Origin of the sequence: Paenibacillus sp. 2KB_22 (assembly GCF_052115745.1) — a bacterium.
GTDB lineage: Bacteria > Bacillota > Bacilli > Paenibacillales > Paenibacillaceae > Paenibacillus.
On record NZ_JBFRHG010000004.1, the window covers coordinates 54,809 to 73,217 of the forward strand.

At 46.5% G+C, this 18,409-nt stretch carries 14 protein-coding genes and 1 tRNA gene; 2 read left to right on the plus strand and 13 right to left on the minus strand.

Going from position 1 to position 18,409, the window contains the following annotated elements; genetic code table 11:
- Positions 1–94: 94 nt before the first annotated feature.
- The 3 genes from AB4111_RS22665 to AB4111_RS22675 form a co-directional block, all read right to left on the minus strand.
- Entirely contained in the window at positions 95–4,054 is a 3,960-nt protein-coding gene (locus AB4111_RS22665) for a S8 family serine peptidase (RefSeq protein WP_442033325.1), read from the minus strand.
- 384 nt (positions 4,055–4,438) lie between these two features.
- Positions 4,439–5,209, minus strand: coding sequence for a class I SAM-dependent methyltransferase (locus AB4111_RS22670; RefSeq protein ID WP_442033326.1), 771 nt, complete (start codon positions 5,207–5,209; stop codon positions 4,439–4,441).
- A 289-nt stretch (positions 5,210–5,498) separates the two neighbouring features.
- A tRNA-Arg gene (locus AB4111_RS22675) sits at positions 5,499–5,572 on the minus strand.
- A gap of 337 nt (positions 5,573–5,909) precedes the next feature.
- Between AB4111_RS22675 and AB4111_RS22680 the strand changes: the two genes are divergently transcribed.
- Entirely contained in the window at positions 5,910–6,203 is a 294-nt protein-coding gene (locus tag AB4111_RS22680; protein WP_442033327.1) for a DUF4870 domain-containing protein, read from the plus strand.
- Positions 6,204–6,380: 177 nt separating this feature from the next.
- Here AB4111_RS22680 and AB4111_RS22685 read toward each other — a convergent pair whose 3' ends face one another.
- Positions 6,381–6,737 carry a hypothetical protein gene (locus tag AB4111_RS22685; protein ID WP_339237134.1) on the minus strand — a complete coding sequence of 119 codons (357 nt, stop codon included), beginning with the start codon at positions 6,735–6,737 and terminating at the stop codon, positions 6,381–6,383.
- Between the two features lie 31 nt (positions 6,738–6,768).
- Positions 6,769–7,068, minus strand: coding sequence for a hypothetical protein (locus AB4111_RS22690; protein ID WP_253440349.1), 300 nt, complete (start codon positions 7,066–7,068; stop codon positions 6,769–6,771).
- A gap of 192 nt (positions 7,069–7,260) precedes the next feature.
- On the opposite strand from AB4111_RS22690, the gene asnB reads away from it, so the two are divergent.
- Entirely contained in the window at positions 7,261–9,105 is a 1,845-nt protein-coding gene (gene asnB, locus AB4111_RS22695; protein ID WP_442033328.1) for an asparagine synthase (glutamine-hydrolyzing), read from the plus strand.
- A gap of 149 nt (positions 9,106–9,254) precedes the next feature.
- Here the strand turns inward: asnB and AB4111_RS22700 are convergent, their stop codons facing one another.
- The 8 genes from AB4111_RS22700 to rph form a co-directional block, all read right to left on the minus strand.
- A complete protein-coding gene (locus AB4111_RS22700) occupies positions 9,255–10,952 on the minus strand; it encodes a methyl-accepting chemotaxis protein (RefSeq protein WP_442033329.1) in 1,698 nt (565 codons plus the stop codon).
- 420 nt (positions 10,953–11,372) lie between these two features.
- On the minus strand, positions 11,373–12,233 hold the full coding sequence (locus tag AB4111_RS22705) for an STM4011 family radical SAM protein (protein WP_442033330.1): 861 nt from the start codon (positions 12,231–12,233) through the stop codon (positions 11,373–11,375).
- Complete coding sequence (locus AB4111_RS22710) at positions 12,230–13,621, minus strand: STM4012 family radical SAM protein (RefSeq protein WP_442033331.1); 1,392 nt, start codon at positions 13,619–13,621, stop codon at positions 12,230–12,232. The genes AB4111_RS22705 and AB4111_RS22710 overlap by 4 nt, the downstream gene beginning before the upstream one ends.
- A 64-nt stretch (positions 13,622–13,685) precedes the next feature.
- A complete protein-coding gene (locus AB4111_RS22715) occupies positions 13,686–14,471 on the minus strand; it encodes an STM4013/SEN3800 family hydrolase (RefSeq protein WP_442033332.1) in 786 nt (261 codons plus the stop codon).
- On the minus strand, positions 14,464–15,729 hold the full coding sequence (locus AB4111_RS22720; RefSeq protein WP_442033333.1) for an STM4014 family protein: 1,266 nt from the start codon (positions 15,727–15,729) through the stop codon (positions 14,464–14,466). The genes AB4111_RS22715 and AB4111_RS22720 overlap by 8 nt, the downstream gene beginning before the upstream one ends.
- A 3-nt stretch (positions 15,730–15,732) precedes the next feature.
- A complete protein-coding gene (locus AB4111_RS22725) occupies positions 15,733–16,575 on the minus strand; it encodes an STM4015 family protein (protein ID WP_442033334.1) in 843 nt (280 codons plus the stop codon).
- Between the two features lie 351 nt (positions 16,576–16,926).
- Positions 16,927–17,550 carry an XTP/dITP diphosphatase gene (locus tag AB4111_RS22730; RefSeq protein ID WP_336765422.1) on the minus strand — a complete coding sequence of 208 codons (624 nt, stop codon included), beginning with the start codon at positions 17,548–17,550 and terminating at the stop codon, positions 16,927–16,929.
- A 1-nt stretch (position 17,551) separates the two neighbouring features.
- The gene (rph, locus tag AB4111_RS22735; RefSeq protein ID WP_253440370.1) at positions 17,552–18,307 is read right to left on the minus strand and encodes a ribonuclease PH; all 756 of its coding nucleotides are present in this window, start codon (positions 18,305–18,307) and stop codon (positions 17,552–17,554) included.
- Between the last annotated feature and the right edge of the window lie 102 nt (positions 18,308–18,409).

An 18,409-nucleotide genomic window follows, 5' to 3' on the forward strand; every position in this document is an offset into this window, starting at 1 on the left:
AACAAAACGGCCTCCATCCTGAAAATCAGGATGGAGGCCGTTTATGCATAGTACAATTCCTTCATTAATTTAATCAGTCTCAATGAGGAGGAACTTACTTCACTTTTACCTTAATCGTGTCTGTACTGGTAACTCCAGCTGCGTTAATTAACTCGGCCCGATACGTATACGTACCCGATTTTTTCCCGGACAGTGTAGTCACGGCACTTTGCGGAAGAGGTGTTACTGCACGGAGTTCTTGCGTGTCGATCAACTTATCATTTTCATAGAGACGATACTCTGTAGCGTTGGTCCCCCACCACAGGTTCATGGTCACTTTATAGTTGCCATCGCCATCCCAGTTATCATGAGAGAGAACTGCTTTGCCTGGCGTTGCGTTGGTCACCCGAACAGTCAACGTCTGACTCCGTGTTGTTCCCTTGTCGTTAGTTAGCTCGGCCACATACGTATATGTGCCATTGGCTTTGCCCGTGATCTTCGTCTGAGCAAACTGCGCCCAAGGCGCGTTGTAAGTCAACTTCTGCGTATCAACCAAAACTCCGTCCTCATATAACTTGTAGCTAGTTCCGTTCTCGCCCCACCACAGGTTCATTGTAACGATATACGAGCCCTCTGGCAGGCCGTTACCTATCCAGTTATTGTGAGACAATACAGGCGTACCTGGCGCCTTGGTAGCCGGAGTTTCAGGTTCGGTCTCCACGGCTTCCAACTTCAGTACCGTATTGGCTGTACCCGAAAGCCCCTGTTGGTCTTTTACCGTAAGTTCAACGGCATACTCGCCTGCTTCAAATCCTTCTAAAGGAAGGCTAAAGGTGGCATCAGCTTGTACTTCAAAGACTCCCTCTTTATAAACCGAACCATCCTCTTTTTTCACAACATACGTTGCTTCCAGAGAAGCTGCCGGATCTAACGTGATGTCCCATCCGCTGGCAAGCGCAGGAGCAACACGGAAGTACAAATCTTCCACGCTACCATTAAGGACAGCAGACTCATCCGCTTTGAACTCCAATGTTTCTGGTGCAGTTACAGCCGGAGCTGTCTTTTTCACCAAAAATGGCGAAGTGTCTTCCTTATAGGTTTTGCCGTCCGTACCAATGGTAGTGATATCAACGGTGTATAAACCATCCGGAATCTCTGTCACTTCATCGGTTGTGTAATCCGCATATGTGCCGTTCCAAGCAAGATTGTATCTTGTATTTGCATTGAAGTTATAATAGTTACCGAAAATGGAGCCGATATAACCATCTTGATAATATCCACCTTCCGGATCAAGACCATCAAAAATCTCAATCAGGGCAAATGTCATCGGATTGTAGAATTCCATCGCTACATTAAGGGCATCCAACGTACCATCAGCCTTCAATGGATAGTGGAATGGATTTTTTTCAGTGCCTTTTACAGTTTCAATATATTTAACTCCACTCAACGTAACGTTGAAATGAGCAACATATGGCACAGTAAACGTATTGGTTCCGTTCGAAAGCTCAATGTATCCTTGTGCTTCTGTAGTCGCAGTAACCCCTCGTGGAACGGTGATTGTTACTGCAAGTTCTTCCTCACCATTCAGTGTGAAGGAACTTTTGTCTACTGCAACAGATACACCAGCGACATTACGAGTAGGATTCACATTTACGGTGTAATCCCCACCACTACCATTCAACGCCTCAACTTTAATCGTTTTGGTGATCGTCTTTTCATCTGTGCTCAGGAAATTACCGTAGTTGATGCTTCCGGTGATATTCTCCTTTTCAACAACAGCGCCACTTTCGGTGTATTGAGTTACATCAAGCACTTTGACAAAAGCAGCAGGATCGATGGTGTTCACAGCCTGAATGCGGCCAGCACCTTGATCAAATACATCAAACTTGGTTGTATCCAGCACTTTACTATTGTTCATGAGCGCAACTTTGATATCAAATGGCGTCCAGTCCGGATGCTTCTCAATCAACAGTGCAATCAACCCTGCTACATGAGGTGTAGCCATACTTGTACCTGATTTACGATCATAAGCTTGTGCGTAATCTGCGTCTGGCTCATCCTTGCCGTAGGCAGGAATCGTAGACAGAATGCTTGTACCTGGTGCAACAATATCCGGTTTGATGTCCAGCGTTACCTTGGCAGGTCCACGTGAACTGGATGAATTCATCTCATCGCCCGGAGTTTGAGAACGTTCAAAATCACTAAAGCTCACTTCAACGGCTTGTCCTGCGTCTAGATCAGCCTTGATAACCTCTCCATCTTCTTTGGACATGCTCAGTGTTGGAATGAGTTCAAAGTTATCGCCCAGACTTACACCGATTGGACCCGGGATGTTGTTATATACGATAACAGCCACGGCTCCAGCCGCTTTGGCATTGGCGATTTTCTCTACAAATGCGAGTTCACCACGCTGTATTAATGCCACTTTACCTGTAAAATCCTTACCTTCAAAATCAGTTGGCTTACCCAGTGCTGCAAATTCAAGCTCATATTTCCCTGTCAAAACAGTTTCAGGATCTGCTGACAGGCTCCATCCCATCAGATCCAGACGGTAAACCGACTCTGTAACAGCCAGTGGAGTTTCAGTTGGAGCAATTACAGACTCTTCTTCCACAGGAGCAGCTTCAGGAGCAGCTTCAACCGGTGCAGAAGGCGATGCAGATGGCGTATTTTCTTCAGTTGCAGTTTCTTCTACATTCGAAACTCCAGCTTCGTCAGAAACCACATCCTCCACAGTTGCTGCACTTTCTTCAGTAGCAGTTGCGGGTACACCTTGCTCTGATCCTTCAGACTCATCTGTTCCAGGTGCCGTCCCCAGTTCAGGAGATGGTTCAACCTCTGGCACCGGTTGTTGTTCAGGCAGGGTCTCTTCGCCTTCTTCACCAATCCAGAAGTGAGTATCCGCTGTAATAAGCTGACTAGGGCCTGTAGAGTTACCTACCGTAATAGCCATGGCAGACGCACCCGGAGAACCGAGTGTATACCGGTTGGGTCCGTCATTGCCACTGGCAACTACTGCTGTCACACCAGACAACATCGCATTATTCAGGGCTACCGAGGTAATATAACTTGGATCGTTAGCGGCATTCCCCAAAGAGAGATTAATTATATCCATGCCATCTTCAACGGAACGATCAATTCCGCCGAGCACCCATGAGGTTTGACCACTACCATACGGCCCAAGTACACGGTATGCATAGATATCTGCTTCAGGAGCAACGCCAACAATCCCGTAATCCCCTGCTTCACGAGCAGCAATGGTACCGGCTACGTGCGTACCGTGGGATGTGTAAAAGGCACTTCCCCTTTCGTTAAACTCAGGTTCCCCTGAACTTTTCCATTCTTGATATGTCGCTTCATACGGATCATTGTCGTTACCAACAAAGTCCCATCCGCCTTTGTAAGCTTCCTGCAAATTAGGATGTTCATAGTCAATCCCTGTATCGATGACACCCACTTTGATGCCATTTCCTTTGTAACCCAGATCCCATACTTCAGGTGCACCAATAAAAGGCGCAGTGTCTTTCATGTACGGGTTCACTTCATCTGTCTCAGGCGCTATTGTAAATTCAAGGTCAGGATATACGCTGACCACGCCAGGTATTTGAAGCAATTGTCCCACTTGGTTTCCTTTAAGCTCAATCGCTACACCATTTAGGGCATATGCATATTCTTCCAATACTTCATGTTTGATTTTCTTCTGAGTGAGGCTATGTACAAATGACTGTTGTTGTTGCTCAACTTGAGTCACAGCCTTTGTTTCCATAGAGGAGGTAAAAGATTTTCCGGAGAGGGTTGATTCACCTTGCGCTACTGCAACAGGTTTATTGGAAAGCTCAACGATCACTCGGGTGTTCTCTCCACCCAGGCCTTCCAAGCTTTTATCCAAAAATGGATCTGCGGCAAGTTTGGCTTCCCGTCCTGCCAGAATCTCTCTCCATTGTTTGGCTTCGGCTGTACTGGGTAAGTTCTCAAGCTGAATAACTGAATCTGCGGGAGCGGCTCCAGCCGCGGGGAGAATAATGGAAAAGACCATCAGAACACTTAATAACGTGGATATCAATCGTTTACTCAAGGCTTTGCCCCTCCTTTTAAATGTGAATACCTCACCACATGATGGGTTCCTGCTGTTCGCACGTACTGCAATACGCACTCCAATTTCACCACCTATCTGCAAGAAGATTGACCCTTGGTAAATTATTCTATCAAAATACCACATTTTCCTTCTAAATACTTACAAAAATGATATAAAAATTACTTATATGGGTCTTGAGTATGATAAAAATTTCAACTTGTAATTATTTGTCGTTTGAATATTTCATTTTTAAAATAATGCATCAAAAAAAAGACCAAGTGCCTCTTTATCAGAAAGAGATTCTTGGTATACAGGTGAAGTTTTTTAGTGCACAAAAGCTAAATGTAATTCGTTTAACATCAATAAATATCACAAAAATCAACTTCATTCTGGCTTCACGGCTTCAATACGCAGACGCTTGTAATCTGCATACAGAGCATCATCTTTCCAAAGGTAAGGCATCACGATTTGACTGGTTTCATGGCATATTTTTTGTATCTCATCATGACTGAAACCTTCAAAATAGTCTCCTCCAAAATGAGCCAACCAGCCTACTATACCCTGCTCACCATCTTCCAATCTGGTAGGACGGTCATAGTGATAGGCATGACGCACCAGAAATCCGCCTTGTTCTAAAATATGGCTATATTCTCCGATCGACGGAAAATACCAAGGATTACGTTCAGAAGCAAGAATGCCCGTGTTTCGCTCGATAACCTCTTCTAATGCGTTCACAATAGTCTGCACGTTTCCTTTACCACCGAATTCTGCTACAAATCGCCCCCCGGGCTTCAAAGATTTCCATATACTATCCACCACTAATCTCGGACTTCGCATCCAGTGCAGGGCTGCATTGGAGAAGACGGCATCATACAGTCTATTCGTCTCAAACTGATGACCGTCTCCTTCCACGAACTCGATTCCAGAGAATTTCTCCCTCGCACGGCGAATCATGTCCGGCGATGCATCCATACCCATAACTTCAGCTTCGGCCAGAGAAATCTCATACGTCAAATCCCCCGTCCCGCAACCCAGATCAAGAATGTATTCCACTTTTTGGGGTTGAAGCCAAGAGATCAGGTTTTTGCCATATCCGGAGACAAAAGCCAGTTTATTGTCATACTCATCTGCTTGCCATTGATTTAATGATTTCATGGATACCACCGTCACTTTCGTTATTGATATCCTCATTGTGGCATAGAATTGTTTATTATTTAAATATATAAATTCTATATTATTTATAGGTATAACCAATAAATGAATTTTCCCCTGAACGCAAAAAAAACTTCCCGAAGGAAGTTTTCTTTTTTACGTCCCAGGAGGGTTACTCTCCTTCCAGTCGAGACTGCGAAGTGGTGCTAACGAAGCGAATGCTCCAACGAACCATTGGGGTTCTCATCCCCTGAACGCAAAAAAAACTTCCCGAAGGAAGTTTTCTTTTTTACGTCCCAGGAGGGATTCGAACCCCCGACCGACGCCTTAGAAGGGCGTTGCTCTATCCAGCTGAGCTACTGAGACAAATATGTATAATAAATTTTCGGCGCGGTTCTTATTATACTCTGATTTCTATATTTTTCAATAGTTTTATAAAAAAATTAATAATTATACTTAAATGCGAGTTCAAAAGGCATCTTCATAATCAACAGCGGATTTTTTGAACAACCTCTATACATGTACTTTACCGTATAATTCTCATACTCCAGTCTCTTTAAGAATATGATAGCTTGAACCAGGTTATATTGAGGAGATTGGGACATTTAGAGCAACATTAACATAAGACATTTTCAATGTCAGAATTGCTGGGTAATCTTTTGCATACATACATTTCAATGATGCATTGAAGGAGTGAATCGTCATGAGACAACTTTTATCTGCCCTATCCTACTTTAGTATTTTCTTTGCCCCGTTCCTATTTCCGATCATCGTATGGATTGTTGCCAAGGATGCATACATTGAGGGACATGCCAAACGCGCCTTATTCTCACATGTATTCCCCTTTCTTGCTGCCATTCCGCTATTTTATTTCTTCGTGACTGCACATAGCCTGGGTTCCGCCGTCGGCTTTGTCATTCTGTTCTTTGTGATCTACGGATTAAGCTTTGTATACAATGTGGTCAAAGGGATTCAAGTGCTGCGTGAGTACGCTTGATCACATCTCACCTGAATCTGACCTCGCATGACAAAACCCGCCCTTCAACAACGGCGGGTTTTTCCAGTCACAGATGCAGTCACAACAACCAGCAACACCAATAGATCACTGTCTAGTATGCACAACATTGAATTCGATCCCGCTATCAACACTTGTGTTGCAGGAACGTTCCACCTGTTAAGCCTTCCCGATTAGATAACGCTGAAGCGTTGGACCAAGCAAACCAAAAGCAAACAACTCATTTTGAAACTGAGCCTTGTCTTCCTCCACTGTCATACCTTCGCTGTTCTCAAATGCGGTTTCTGTCGCCTCTTCAAACGCGGTATGCATATTATTGTTATACCAGTCGATCGCTGAATCAGAGTGATTGCGTACAATCCGAACGACTTCCAGTGAATTTCCAGGTTGAGTAGAGGCTACGTATACAAGTAATGACGGATCTCCTGCATTTCCAGGCTGCACTTCCACTTCTGCACAGGATAATCCGTCTACCTCGGTTAATCTGCGTATTTTAGCATCTTGAATGGCATACATTGCTCATCGCGCTCCTTTTCCTTTGTGCTTATCAAGTAGTTTGTTCAATCTGGTATCGTGTCTCTGGTGTGCCTAATCGGTAAATCTCCCGATACACCTGCTGTAATATCGTTTCATACGCCCGGTTAACGGACTCCTCCGGTGTATCTGGCCATGGGAATACCATGCCAGGAAAGGCCTCTTCCTCCTTTTCCTGCATGAGGTTCAGCAGTCCCAGTAATTGCTCCGCTTCCTGCGGCGTTGCCTGAATGATCCATTCATACGATGTTACCGACGGATCCGGAATAACGGAGCGGCCCATGACAGACACATAATACTTCATACTGTCCATTGCATGTTCTCTCCTTCACAGGCATGTTGAGGCCGTTGTCCCTAGAACTAGTTTCCGAAGAGGACAGACATTTTATGCCTGCATTCGGCATATATTTGTTACGACTTCTGACGAAAAAGACAACATTTGCTGGTTGCCCGTAATTAGCAGCCATACGGATGAATGACTCGACCAAGAAAGGATGAACAAACCATGTGCGGTATTACCGGCTTCATACAGTGGAATCGGGATCTGACCCAGGAATCAGAGCTGCTGGTCCGTATGACGGATAGCTTGTCGAACCGGGGGCCCGACGCTTCAGGTACATGGATCTCCAATCCTTGTGCCTTTGGACATCGGCGTCTTAGTGTAATGGACCCCGAGAACGGGGCACAACCCATGCATGCGTTACAGGGAGATACCTCCTATACCGTCGTGTATAACGGAGAACTATACAATGCACCCGAGTTGAAAAAGGAATTACTCCAGCGGGGGCATCAGTTCCGCACGCAATGTGATACGGAAGTGTTGCTCGCCTCTTATATTGAGTGGGGACCGGCATGCGTTGACCGGTTTAACGGTATTTTCGCTTTTGCCATATGGGATGGGGGACGCGAACAGGTTTTTATGGCACGAGATCGCCTTGGTGTGAAACCTCTGTTTTACAGTAATGCAAAAGACATACTTGTATTCGGCTCCGAGCCCAAAGCTCTGCTCATTCACCCCGATGTGGAAGCGGCTGTTGGCCCGGAAGGATTGGCCGAAGTGTTTATCGTAGGACCTGCACGGACACCAGGACACGGCGTGTACTCTTCACTGAGCGAACTCAAGCCGGCACACGCGTTGATCTATAACCGAAACGGGATCCGAACCTATGCCTATTGGAAACTGGAAAGTCAGCATCACGAACATAACCTGGAGGAGACGGCAGCCGAGGTGCGAACGCTCTTGCAAGATACACTGGAGCGCCAGTTGGCTTCGGATGTTCCCGTATGCTCTCTTTTATCGGGGGGACTGGACTCCAGTGCATTATCAGCATTAGCCGTGGATTATTACAACCGGACCGGGCAAGGCCAAGTCAGTACGTATTCTGTCGATTATGTGGATAACGCCAAGCATTTCCAGGCGCATTCCTTTCAGCCGGGTGCAGATGGACCCTGGATTAAGCGAATGGTGGATGAACTCAAGACCGATCATCACTGGATTGAGATCGAGAACGGAGAACTGGTTCATGCACTGACACAGGCCATGCTAGTAAGAGATCTGCCAGGCATGGCAGATGTAGACTCCTCGCTCTATCTGTTCTGTAAAGAGATCAAAAAAGGGGCCACGGTTGCCATTTCAGGCGAAGCAGCGGATGAAGTGTTTGGCGGTTACCCCTGGTTTCATCGAGAAGATATGCTGAACTCCGGTACGTTTCCGTGGTCTGTAGCACCTGATATGCGAGCAGCGCTATTATCCCCGGATATTCGGGAATGGATTCGGCCACTCGACTATTTGGCAGACCGTTATTCCGATGCAGTGGCTGAAGTGCCTCTTCTGGATGGGGAAACGGGTAAAGATGCACAAATGCGGGTGATGTCCTACCTGAACATTACACGTTTCATGCCTACACTTCTGGATCGCAAAGATCGGATGAGTATGGGGGCTGGGTTGGAAGTGCGGGTTCCATACTGTGACCATCGCCTGATTCAATATGTGTTTAATATCCCTTGGGAAATGAAAATAACGGGTGGGCGGGAAAAAGGTATTCTGCGTAAAGCACTCGAAGGTGTCCTGCCTGACGATGTGTTATATCGCAAAAAGAGTCCATACCCGAAAACACATAATCCGCAATATCTGGCCGCGGTTAAACAACAGGTGCTTGACATACTGGACGATCCAACCTCGCCAATTTTGCCTTTAATCGACAAAACCCAGATTCGTAACTTAGCTTCTTCTCCAGATGCGGCATCCAATCTCCCGTGGTTCGGGCAATTGATGTCTGGTCCACAACTGTTCGCATATCTGACGCAGATCAATACCTGGTTGCGGACGTATAAAGTCGCTATTCGTTAACCTACCTTATCCTTGCTGCACATTGTTTCTTTATCATGACCAAAAAGGGTGCCCAGACAGCGGTTAGCTGTATGGACACCCTTTATTATACGAAAGGCTATATGCACCTACGCCCAACCTTCACCCACACTTTCTCTCAAGCCGGAGTTTCATTCAACTTTGAATTGACGGACAGTCTGTTGCAACTGCTCTGCCATGGACGAGAGATCATTGGCTGCAGAAGCGATCTCCTGCATTGCAGACAACTGTTCCTCTGAAGAAGCACTCACCTCTTCCGTTCCCGCAGCTCCACTTTCCGTCACTTCCATAATGGTTTTCATGGAAATACTAATCTGCTCTACACCTGCTGACATCTGCTCGATTGAAGCAGAGACTTCTTGTGTTTGACCCGCTACATTACCAACCGCTTCCCGAATTTCATTAAATGTAGCACCTGCTTGGTGAACAAGTTCAATTCCCCCTTGCACCTCTGCCGTGACTAAACTCATGGATTGAGCAGCGTTCCGCATCCCTTTCTCCATGGCTGCCACCAAAGGGACAATCTGTTCCGCTGAACGTGCTGATTGTTCAGATAGTTTACGAACTTCTGTTGCTACAACCTGGAACCCTCTTCCATGTTCACCAGCTCTAGCAGCCTCAATTGCAGCGTTAAGGGATAAAAGATTGGTCTGAGCCGATATTTCAGAGATGCTATCCACCATTTTCACAATATCCCGAGAGTGTCTGCTTAATTCTTCAATAACTGCCGACAAACCTGAGACCGTATCATGTATGGAATTCATCTGTCCTACAGCGGATTCAACGGACTCACTTCCAGATACCGTCTTCGCTGAAACTTTCGTCGCTTCCTCGGACATATTCAAGGTGTTCACCGTAACCTGCTGGAAACCTGTCGTTAACTCATTCATCGTCTGGAATCCGTCACTGACCATCCGAACCTGATTATCCATACCCGTCGCAATCTCCCCCATCGTGATGGCCACTTGTTCCGTGGCGGTTGATGTCTGCTCCGTACTTGCGGTCAGTTCCTCCGAAGAAGCAGCTACGTGTTCTGCGCTATTGCCAACCTGATGAATAAGTGTACGCAGATTCCGGGACATGATATTGAAGGCTTGGGCAAGATCACCAATCTCATCCTTGTTACGAACCGCAATGGGTTCACCAGTCAGATCCCCGTCCGCAATGCGACTCGCGGCTTGAGCAACTGCAGCAACAGGCAAGGAGATCAGTCTGCCAATGATGAACGCTACGAGTGTTCCGATCAGAATGGAGGCGACTCCAATAATAGTAATCCAACGAAGAACTTGAGCAATCTGAAGATTGGCATTCACAATGCCAGTATTCATGGAGTCTTGTTGGTGTTTCTCCATATTATTGACAATGGCTTCAAACTCACCGATCAGATCTGGAGCTGTATCCTGCATTAATCTGGTGATCTCGCTGTTATTCCCCTGTCTTGTCAGTGTCATAATATTCTGAGCAAATTCATAGTACTTACTCATCGCTTCATCTGATTGGGTTAGGTAGTCTTTCATGCTCTGACTTGTAACCGTTGATTGTAATTCCTTGCTTAACGCTATGTAATCTTCATATGCCTTATTGAATTCATCCTCGTTAACGTCATTATCTTCCATCACAAAATTCCTCAAAGCAATCTGTTGTGATTTAAGATCTATCGTCATATTTTTGATGAGCAGTAGTTTGCTTGTTCTATTATTAATTAATTCTGTATACGTTTTCTCAATGGATACAAATTGGGTATAGGCTATAATCGTTACAGCCACCAGTAACAACAATACAGATGAGAATCCCAAGAGTAATTTTCGGCTAATCGATATTCTTTTCATGTTTATTCCCCCGAAAGTTAAAATAAAGTACATGGTGTTTCCTACTTTTGCATCTGGCCTCCCATAGGAATTATTAAGTCTTTAGACCCATTTTTAAATATATACAGCGACTATAGATGCCCATACAATTTGAATAAAGGTCTTTGTTCCTAAGATCACTAACCCAATAACTATGAAATTTGAACCATGAAAAACTTATGAAATATTTTCAGGAATTTTCAAAGGAATTCAAGACTTATCCAAGAGAAAACAAATTCACCTTCCACACGAAGATACAAAAAATACACCTCCATTATGGCGTGTTCAAACCACTGTGGTTTGTTTCACGTTCACTCCGAAGATGTACTTTATGCCGATCAATATCGTTTGTGAGCAATGAAGCTCATTCACTCATAATTCTGTTCAAAAAATTGCATTCGATTAAGGAATCAGGACCGGATTACGCTCCAGCAGCCCACTACCAAATGTTTCTCTGAAGGGTGAATCCTCCATATGAATATAGCCGATGTAACAGCCACATTTTTTCATGCGACAAGGCCGATCCTCGGCCAAAGCTTGCAGACCATCGCGATACAGATGCCCAATGATCCGGCGATCCTTGTAACACCGCTTCACATGCCCTGACCCTTGTACATAAAATACTTCCGAACCGGCAGCACAACGTTTGCCCAAACTCTCATAGTCCTGCAGATTACCTTCAAAAAGCGGATCAAGCCCACGTAAAAACTGAATTTCCTCCGGCGTGTAATACTTGGGCCGATCTTTGAATGCATTAACCCACATATACACATCATCCGGCAAAGCCTGTCTCATGGACTCAATAGCGGAAAAAGCACTACGAAGTCCTACAGTACCGACACTAAAAGCAAGCCCCATCTGACGCAGGGTCAGACATTGTTTTACAAAAGAAGCCTCTTTTGTCTCACGAGGATGATACGTCGCCCAAAAAGCTGATTTATTGGCATCCAGCTCCTTCGCCCAATCCAGCTTGACGGACAGGTTGGTTTGGATCGCAACTTTATCCACATGTGGCATATGTGACAGCTCAACCATAGCTTCCCGATACCAGCGTCGTACCAACGCTTCACCATAAGGATTGAAGAAAATGGAGAAGCGGTGACCTTCGTCTTCCTGCGCCTTAACCCAATTCACAAATTGACGCAATTGTTGTTCATCCACTTCCAGCGTCTCTTTGGAATCGACGGTTTTGCTAAAAGGGCAGTATGGACAGTCGTAATTGCAGGAAGACAACTTGCCGCGATAATATAACGTCGCTCTCATGAGAAAACAAACCCTTCCATCTGTTCACGAATTTCGGCGGATATAAGCCAATCTCCAATTGCATCGGAGTAACCCAGTCCTTCTTCTGTCAGACGTAATACGCGTTCGCCTTCCTCCAGTTCAACCCGTCCCATATCTTCCGTAAACAACTCGCTAAGCCAAGGATAATCGGACATCACATCGGTACCGAAGCGCTCTTGGTAGTCAGACAATGTTAATCCCTCCCGATGCAGCAAGGCTTTCAAAATAAAGCGACGTCTCTGTTCCTCACGGCTTAACACGATACCATAATCCGCCACATCGTAGCGCTCAGTCGCCACATAATCGGCAATGATGCTCTGTGTGGCCTTGTAACTCACGCCGTATTTGGATGCATAGTGTACTTCACTCGTATAAGAGCGTGCGCCGCATCCCAGACCAACCATGCCCTCCTCCTGACAGCTATAAGGCAGAAGCACTTTGGAGGACGACTGTTCCTTGGCAAATCTGCGCATCGAATATTGCACATAACCTTTGCTTTTCAATGTCTCACGTGCAGCTATATACAGCTCCATCCGAATGTCAGGTCCCTGACGGCGAATATCATCAGGCTTCACGATTGTATTTTCCCGTGTATACAAGGGATAGATAAAGATTTCGCCCGGTTCGTAGGCCAGCACTCTTTCCACTGAATAGATCCACGATTCCACCGTTTGTCCTGGCAGACCATAGATCAGATCCAGATTTAACAATGGGAAATCATACCGAGATAGCTTCTCAAGCGCTCGTTCGACCTCCTGCGGTTTTTGTGGACGATAGATGGCAGATGCTTCAGCTTCAATGAAACTCTGGATGCCCATACTAATACGATCAACACTTCGCTCCTTCATAATGGCCAGCTTGGCGTCCGTAACGGTATCCGGCGACGTTTCCACCGAAATCGATGCTTGCGCAGGGTCCAGCCCCATCACATGTTCAGCAATATCAAACAGACGATTCAACTGAACCTCATTTAGTAATGTAGGCGTTCCTCCACCAATCGCGAACCGGGAATACGGTCTTCGAGATGTAATGGGTGCCCACTGCTTCGCCTGACGTTCCAGCGCATCTACATAACGTTCATGCGTATCATCCCGTCGATCCGGCAGGGTGAACAGATTACAGAATCCGCAACGAGCAGCGCAGAAAGGAATGTGCATATATAAAAAATACGTATCGGTATTTTCTCGTTCCCACATTGGTCCCAGCGGCAGTGGTGGGTCAAGCTCCCGATATGCGGTCTTGTGCGGGTATGAGTATAAATACGAACGATAAGGGAATGCGAGTACTTCACGAAGACCTGTAGTCGTTGTATTGGATCCGGACTGATCGGAATGGCCTGTTGTCATGGGTTGTGAATGATTGTCCATCGGTCTCCTCCTGTCTCCGGTTGTTATCATCATCATAAGATTAATACGTTAAGAGCAATACGTTCTATACTAAAAATTCACGGTATGGCACCGTCCAGACGACATCATGCGCGAGCCGGTGTCCTTGATACCCATCTTCACCGTAAGCTGTACCATGATCGGAAAAAGCTAAACAAAAGGCAGGCCGGACGCGTTTCCTCATTGCCTCGAACAATGGCCCAAGTGCCTCATCCACATATCGAAGTGCAGCCCGCTGAGTCTCTACCGAGTCCTCCCTGGCACCTTCTACAAAGTACTTATTGGGACCGTGAATGGCAGACACGTTCAAGAACATAAATATCTTTTCATCCAGCGGCGTCTGTTCAAGCAGCTTTAATGCATGCTGTACCTGATGTTCTGTCGATTTGGGATTGGTTACCCCAAAGTTCATTCGCCAGTAGCTCTGTTGGAAATAGCCGGGCAATACTTTCGCAAGCGGGTTTTTTTTCGTAAAAAAAATGACGCCGCCAATACAGATGGTACGATAACCTTCAGCTGCGAACCCGGATACGATATCCGGTGTATCAAACAGCCAGGTATGCGGATGTGTCTTGAGTCCGGTATTCCGGGAATGGAACAATCTTACATGAGATGCCTTATCCGTATTGGCAGGAGTGGGCATAAAACCACCAAAAAAAGCATGGTGCGCCGCATATGTAAAACTGCCCGGGGTATGACGCTTCTCCCATGGACCCGAACCACACAGATTGGGACAATTCGCCTCTTCCAGCTTGGCTACGTCATATCGTAACGTGTCCAAGGTAATCATTAACAGATCATGGGAGCCTACAATGGTGTTCATATCAGGCATGTTGAATAGGCTCCTTTCGTAAAAGTTCCATTTCCCACTCATAGGTTCCGAGGCCATGATGCTCAACCCTGTATAACAGATCTCCAAACGGATTCACATCCAGCACATAGGCACGCGGATTCGAACCACTCGTAAGCATCACATCAATTCCGGCTGACCACGAGTTGGGAAATGATGACATGGCTGCCTGCGCTGCCGTCCGAACCAGCGACATCCGCTGTTCATCCAGACCAGCTTCAGCAGGCAACATACGTTCATTGCGCAGATGCAGATTGGTTATAGGGGTACGACTTAGTCGCATAATCGCATGGCCTGCCTGTCCACCCGCAACCAGTTGGCGAATATCATAGGCCCGCTGATCAAACGTGGCTTTGGGCATCCACCGTTCAATCTGTGCGCCTTCTGCACATAACCAGTTCATTAACGCAGCAACCTCGCCATTACGGGTATACTTGCGTAAACGTCCTTCATTATAAAAAATTGTCTTGCCTTGCGCCTGTTCCATTCCCATCGTCGTTATGGCGATTTCGTCACCCGTACGTGGGTTAATCTGATACGCGACAACACCTGAGGCACCCGAACCGCACGCAAGCTTCACAAATACACGGTTCATACCGGCCGATTGCATCGCTGTACGCAAGTCAGTGTAACTTCGAATCGGCTGTGAAGACTGGAGTGCAGGAGGTACATTAACCCCCTGAGAGTATAGATGCTGCTGACATGTTCTCTTGTCAAACATCAATTGAATGTCAGCAGGATCATTCATGAATCGAACTTCAGGCCATATTTCCCGAGTCTCACGGCCGATTCGATCCAGACATGCTTTCCAGCCGCGGAACCACTGAGCAGGGGCATGGATTCTTCCCCACTCCTGTTCCAGCGCAAGTACCTGCTCTGCTGAGAATGCCTCTGTTCCCATTTCATCTGTTAAGCATGACGTAGCGTTTATAACTCCAAGGAATAACAATTCACGTTCTACTTCCCAATCCTCACCAGGAGCATCAATCCGAACGAGGGGCACAGGTAGATTGGAATCTACTATATCAACGATCGTTCGCCCCTGTCTCCAGTTCTGGAGCAATTGGGCATAAGGCAATACAACGGCAGGTTTCATCCCTAATCTATGCCTGGCCTCTTGCATCCCTTGCGTTCGCCGATTATGGGGATTTCCGATCAATAATAATGGCTGCTCTCGATCAAAATCAGGGACATCATCTGATTGATGCAGACTTTCAACTATTTTCGTAAAACCTGACATCTTCTACTCCGTTAACGACGGGTAACGCCAGTCATCCTCATCACTTTGTTGCTGGTCGCTAACATCTACGGATATACCCGATTGGTTCCAGCGACGGATCATTTCATCGGTCATGTAATGGTAACTTAGATCGAGATGTTTCAGCTGCTTGATCTTGTCACTGGCAAGTAACGCCTCTGCCCCTTCATCGGACAACGTTCCTTGCGATAGATCCAGTACTTCAAGTTGCTCCAGAATAGATGCTTCAGCTGCTGCTTTCGCAATCTCATCCTGAATTTCACTGTCTTTCAGACCCAAGTACACCAGCTTTGGAAATAATCCTTTTTCTAACAAAGGCAGTACATCTTCAAGTGATCCATCGAAGCCATAATTATCGACGCCCAGAAATAATTCCAGTTTACGCAATTCAGGCAATTTGGCATGGGTGATCGAAGATAACACTTCTTTCGGGAGACCGCCACAGATAATAATCAATTCTTCAAGCTTGGCATGCTGGAGCGGTTCCAGACTAAGGCCGCTACTGCCCTTGATCGAGAATGATGTTAATTCTGGAAAGGCGCCCAATAAGGGAGTAAGATTCGTCTGAATAATCCACGACACTTCACATTCTTCGAATCCCATATCCCCGATGAACAGTTTCTTCAATGACGGAAAGCTTGAAGCCGACTCGATGAGTGTGCTCATGAACTCTTGAGGTGAGCTCTCATAAGCCTGTCCCCAATCTCCGATGACCAGACTTTCCAGTGAGCCGGCCTCAGGTTTAGCGGCCAAATCCTTAATTAATTTTTCCATACGAATGCCGTCCTCATAATCATCGTAGGATACAACAAGCTTCACTTCTTGCATGGGCAATTCCCTCCGTTTTAGGTTCATATATGATTCGTTATTTTGAATGTTAACCCATACTACACATAGCTTGCAACTTCTTCCAACTCCAGTCCCAATGGGATTCCCAATCATGCAACGTGAAGCATTTCTTATGTAGGTACAGGAACATACGTTCTGTAATAAAGTCGCGGAAATAGCCCCCATCATTAGGTATATCGAAGGAGCTTACCTAACCCCATTTGACAACTTCAATTCATATAAAAAAAGCGTTAATGGCCGGTGAATCATCCCATCGGAATGCTCCTGTCCTTCCATTAACGCCTTGATGTTCGCATCTGATTAAACTAAATCAAAAAGTCTCGTTTCGACTCATCCTTCAAGTCTGGATACGAGCGCTCTCAGCGCATGACCACGGTGGCTAATCGCCTGCTTTTGCTCCAGTGTCAGCTCTGCCATTGTCATCTCGTATTCAGGTACATAGAACAGTGGGTCATATCCAAAACCGCCAGCACCTGCAGCTTCAGCCGTGATCCAGCCTTCCGCAGTGCCTTCTGCTTCATATTTGTCTCCGGTTGTCGGATCGTACAGTACCAATGCACAGACGAATCGAGCGGGACTGAGGAGCGGCTGCTCGGTGTCCTCACCGGATTTCAACGATTCCAGCGTCTCCAGCAACTTCGCATTATTTTGTGCATCCGTTGCTCCTTCGCCTGCATATCTCGCTGAATATACTCCTGGCTCGCCGTCCAGCAGATCTACGCAAAGTCCTGAATCGTCTGCCAGAACGGGCAAACCAAGCGCATCACCAACCGCTTTGGCTTTCTTCCAGGCATTCTCCGCAAACGTTACACCGTCTTCCACCACATCCGGCAGCTCCGGGTAGTCAAACATACTCTTGACCTCTTTGCCAAGCGGTGCAAAAGCATGAGCGAATTCACGGACTTTACCCGCATTGCGGGTTGCGACAATGAGGATCGGGCTGTCCAAGCTCATCTTACGCTTCCCCTAATCCACGTGCGCCAATCTTAAGCGCAATCGGTCCGAGTACTTCTTTTTGACGCTCGATCATCTCCAAAATTCCCTGCTCGCCCAGTTCCAGCATTGCGTTCAGCTCACGGCGATCAAATGGAGCTTCCTCACCTGTTCCCTGCAGCTCAACGTATTTACCGCCGCCTGTCATCACCAGGTTCATATCCACCTTGGCTTTGGAATCTTCATCATAGTTCAGATCCAGTACAGGCTGTTCACCAACAACGCCCACACTTACCGCAGCAATGAAATCCGTAATCGGGAATACTTGCAGTTTGTGTTGTTGGGAAATCTTGTTCACCGCAAGCGCCAGCGCTACAAACGCACCGGTAATGGATGTTGTGCGTGTGCCTCCATCGGCTTGAATAACATCACAGTCCAGCGTAATGGTACGCTCACCAAGTGCCTGCAAATTGACCACTGAGCGCAGTGCCCGGCCAATCAGACGCTGGATTTCCATGGTGCGACCAGTTAATTTGCCGCGATTGGCTTCACGTTGGTTCCGGGTGTGTGTTGCACGTGGCAGCATGGAATATTCCGCTGTTACCCAACCTTTCCCTTGCCCTTTCATAAAGGGAGGAACACGTTCCTCCACTGTAGCTGTACAGATCACCTTTGTATCTCCAACTTCAATCAGTACAGAGCCCTCGGCGTATTTATTCGTGTTCACTGTTAAATTCAGCGGGCGCAGCTGTTCGCTGTTTCGTCCGTTTGATCTCATTTTTTCTGCCTCCTACGACTTAAGCATCCTGTAATGTTGAACTTATTCACACTTTTAGAGATTGTTCAAAAAGCTCGCTTTTGATTACGAAAGATGCCTTAA

Excerpts from the sequence above, each read along its gene's own strand:
- AB4111_RS22670 (WP_442033326.1), bottom strand. The coding sequence starts at position 5,209 with ATGAAATCATTAAATCAATGGCAAGCAGATGAGTATGACAATAAACTG.
- AB4111_RS22700 (WP_442033329.1), bottom strand. The coding sequence starts at position 10,952 with ATGAAAAGAATATCGATTAGCCGAAAATTACTCTTGGGATTCTCATCT.
- AB4111_RS22725 (WP_442033334.1), bottom strand. The coding sequence starts at position 16,575 with ATGCAAGAAGTGAAGCTTGTTGTATCCTACGATGATTATGAGGACGGC.
- AB4111_RS22720 (WP_442033333.1), bottom strand. The coding sequence starts at position 15,729 with ATGTCAGGTTTTACGAAAATAGTTGAAAGTCTGCATCAATCAGATGAT.
- AB4111_RS22685 (WP_339237134.1), bottom strand. The coding sequence starts at position 6,737 with ATGTATGCCATTCAAGATGCTAAAATACGCAGATTAACCGAGGTAGAC.
- AB4111_RS22730 (WP_336765422.1), bottom strand. The coding sequence starts at position 17,550 with ATGAGCTTGGACAGCCCGATCCTCATTGTCGCAACCCGCAATGCGGGT.
- AB4111_RS22710 (WP_442033331.1), bottom strand. The coding sequence starts at position 13,621 with ATGGACAATCATTCACAACCCATGACAACAGGCCATTCCGATCAGTCC.
- AB4111_RS22680 (WP_442033327.1), top strand. The coding sequence starts at position 5,910 with ATGAGACAACTTTTATCTGCCCTATCCTACTTTAGTATTTTCTTTGCC.
- asnB (WP_442033328.1), top strand. The coding sequence starts at position 7,261 with ATGTGCGGTATTACCGGCTTCATACAGTGGAATCGGGATCTGACCCAG.
- AB4111_RS22705 (WP_442033330.1), bottom strand. The coding sequence starts at position 12,233 with ATGAGAGCGACGTTATATTATCGCGGCAAGTTGTCTTCCTGCAATTAC.
- rph (WP_253440370.1), bottom strand. The coding sequence starts at position 18,307 with ATGAGATCAAACGGACGAAACAGCGAACAGCTGCGCCCGCTGAATTTA.
- AB4111_RS22690 (WP_253440349.1), bottom strand. The coding sequence starts at position 7,068 with ATGGACAGTATGAAGTATTATGTGTCTGTCATGGGCCGCTCCGTTATT.
- AB4111_RS22715 (WP_442033332.1), bottom strand. The coding sequence starts at position 14,471 with ATGCCTGATATGAACACCATTGTAGGCTCCCATGATCTGTTAATGATT.